At 41.5% G+C, this 3,158-nt stretch carries 3 protein-coding genes and 1 riboswitch; of the genes, 1 reads left to right on the forward strand and 2 read right to left on the reverse strand.

The annotated features are described in order from the left end of the window. Together R6U02_RS04190 and R6U02_RS04195 are read right to left on the reverse strand one after the other, a co-directional pair. A partial coding sequence (locus R6U02_RS04190; protein ID WP_410262384.1) for a DUF5667 domain-containing protein occupies positions 1-559 on the reverse strand: 559 nt, incomplete at its 3' end. A 13-nt stretch (positions 560-572) separates the two neighbouring features. After that, positions 573-1,097 (reverse strand): hypothetical protein, encoded by a 525-nt coding sequence (locus tag R6U02_RS04195; RefSeq protein ID WP_410262385.1) that lies wholly within the window; start codon positions 1,095-1,097, stop codon positions 573-575. A 63-nt stretch (positions 1,098-1,160) separates the two neighbouring features. Beyond that, positions 1,161-1,244, reverse strand: a riboswitch (cyclic di-GMP riboswitch). 1,315 nt (positions 1,245-2,559) lie between these two features. Between R6U02_RS04195 and R6U02_RS04200 the strand changes: the two genes are divergently transcribed. After that, positions 2,560-3,158 (forward strand): hypothetical protein (locus R6U02_RS04200; protein WP_410262386.1); only part of this gene is annotated, 599 nt, incomplete at its 3' end.

Below are 3,158 nucleotides of genomic sequence, written 5' to 3' on the forward strand. Positions count from 1 at the left end.
TTTCGCTTTCAAATTCTTCTTCTGTTAATTCACCTGCTGCAAGTTTAGTCTGTAAAACAGTCCGTTCCTCTGCTCTCTTGACAACCATTCCCACCTGTTTCAAGGCCCTTGAAATGCCTATCTTGGCTTGCTCTGGAAGGTCTTCGCGGTCCAAGAATGTTCGCAATTTCATTGTGCGTGCTTCAAGACTTTCCGCTAATGTTTTTTCTACTTCTTCAACGGACTCGTCTTCAGTCTCTATCGCATCATTCAGGTCAGCTTCCGCCTGATCGGTGCTCTCATTCGCTTCTTCCAAAAGATCTTCCGCTAATTCAACGTCGCCACTTTCCAGGGCCAGTTCCGACTCCGCCACTCTTTCGACTGCATAGCCATCTTGAAGGAGTGCTTGGTCTCCGGCGTCATCTGTCAAGTCATACTCTATCTCTTCCATAACGCGAGTCGTATCATAGAGTTCTGAATCCGGATTGACGACATCTTCCATTTCGGCTGCTAGCGCTTGGCTGCTACCAAGGATCAAGCCGGTTCCTAATACCAAACTATATATTCTTTTTTTCATCATTTTTTGCTCCTCTTTAGTTTAAATTGATGTTGCTCAACAAACTTTCTATCTCGGGCTGATTAGCTTCATATTCAGATGACGGCGACATAAAGACGATTATGTAATTTTTCGAGTCATTATGTTCTTCAAAATAGACATCTGTTCTGACAGGCTCTTTCAGTTTCGACTTGTAAGAAAGATAACCGTCTTCCTCTGCGATGATCGATACCTTATCAGCACCCTTCAATAATTCTTTTTTTATATCTTCAAAGGTGTTTGTCGATGAGACAGATGAAACAATAGCGCTTAATTTATTATGATTCAACACGACGGTCAAGTTGTCAGATTCTTTCTCTGATTCTAATCGCCACTCCATGCTTTGGGAAATACGTATACCAAAGGCTTCATTTTCATATAGAAAGTCCTTTTCCGCTGTTTCATGACTTTCTATACTACTCTCGTCACTTTTAGCGTCCGCAAGTGTTTCATCATTACATCCAACTAAAAGCAGCAGTGTAGACGTTAAAATGATAGCCGCGAAATTTTTCTTTAAAGACACTCCTCATTTTCACCTCCTTTTATACAAAAAAGCACACTCCCGCTTACAAGAGTGTGCTTGTATAACGGCAACTGGCAGGCATAGACATTGTCTTTAGCCCCTATAGTTTTGCGTCCCATCTTTTCAGAAGGTTTGCCTTTTTCGATTAGTGTTCTTTTTCGTTTTATGTAATGATCAGTGCTGAAAAGCTGATTCTATGAATTAAAATGAGAAAAAATAAATTTTATTCATTAAAAATTCATATATTCATCTTACCACAGTAAAATTGGTAAGCAAACGTTTTTATAAAAATAAATACGTCTCCCCAGTAAGTATAGGACTAATTAAATTTGGTGGGATATATCCTAAGAACTTTCAATAGATTTTTTAATTGAGTCTATCAGATCAACGGTTTATGGGCACTGCCTAACAAGATGAATGATTAGGCGAGCACGCCTAATCAGGACCTCATTGATATCACTTAAATTGTTTTCTGCTGGAGAGCGTTCAATAAGCTCCTAATTGGCATAACTCATCACTATTTCAATCACAGCCAACCAAATCAAGGGTACTTATAGATCCATATCGCTTAAATAACCAAAAAGGAGCAACACCAGCTATCAAACAGTGAAATTTAGTGCCCACTCGGTGAAAAGATATTTCCAGTAGGCACCAGCACTTTTTTTAGTGACTACTCGGTTGGTGCATTATCTTTGGTTGACGTTAGTCACGTCTGTTAGTGACCGCTGAGTTATCAGGTTTCGTTCAGTGGACGTTACTGCGGCCCACTAGTGACTGCTCGGTTAGCAGAATTCCTACAGTTAGCCTTACTAACGTGTTATAGTGACCACTCAGTATGTCGTCTTTCGTCAGTGGGTCTTTGCGATCCCCTTTAGTACCTGCTCGCTCGGTGACTGATCTTCAGTGGGTATTAATAAAAGCTATAGTGCCCACTCACCAAACAGATCATCTCCAGTGAGCGTTAGGAACGTTCACCGGTACCAACCCAAGAACTGTTTAGTTGTTAGTGGACGTTTGCGACGTCCACTTTCCTTTTAAATCTTTTCAGGTAATAGAGAAAACGCTTTTATTGAGAAATCGACAAAGAGCAAGCCTGTTATGAAGCCTGTTGAAAAATCAAGTGCAATAAAACCTGTACAAACGGTTCATAAGTAGTATACAATTAAATTTGGCGATATATTTATTGACATCGCTAAAATATACAAAACAACCGAAGCCAAACTGAAAACAGCTGAGCAACTTAAAGAACAATTTGATTTTCGTGAACCAGCTACTTAAAATAAATTAATCACCATACAGGAATCGTTAGGATAGAGGCAAGATACACATGTTGCCATCCCCCTTCCGCCTATTAGCTCAGTCGTTAGAACCCTTCCTCTTAAAGAAGAGGTCGCAGTTCGAGTCTAGCAGTTGGCATCGTATTTTAAAAATAAAAAATCAGTGTAATTGAGAGGGAATCATCATGCCAATCATCTATCTTATTGAAACCAACAATCAAACAGTCCTTAGCCAAAGCATCCGCCTATTCAGCCGGTATCCGTATAATCATCTGTCCATTGCCCTGGACGCATCTTTATCCGAGGTCTACAGCTTCGGACGACGCCAACCGAGTAATCCACTCATGGCTGGCTTCACCAAAGAAGACTTCAGTCATTCGTTTTACAAAGAGTCCAGTGGTCGGGTGTACACCCTCCAGGTCAGCGACCAGGAATGGCAAGTGGTTCAAACGCACCTTCAGTCTTTTGAAGCGAACCCTCTTGATTGGCATTACAACTTGCTTGGCTTGCTGCCTGCTTACTTTCAGTATTCGTGGGAACGTCCTGATCATTTCTTCTGTTCAGAATTCGTAGCCACACTCTTACAGTCCGCAAACGTCATGTCACCTTTCAACCGTCCGAACCTGATGCATCCCCGAGATGTTATCGAAGCCGTTCATTCGACATGTGTGTATGACGGACAACTGCAGCAGTATCCTGGATTGATTCAAGCCATATCCGAACCCCATAAATCCAATCGGCGTTACCTCAGACCGATTCGGTTTGTGTATCGGCAACTCAACCA

It is taken from the genome of Alkalibacterium sp., assembly GCF_046484155.1.
Taxonomy (GTDB): domain Bacteria; phylum Bacillota; class Bacilli; order Lactobacillales; family Carnobacteriaceae_A; genus Alkalibacterium.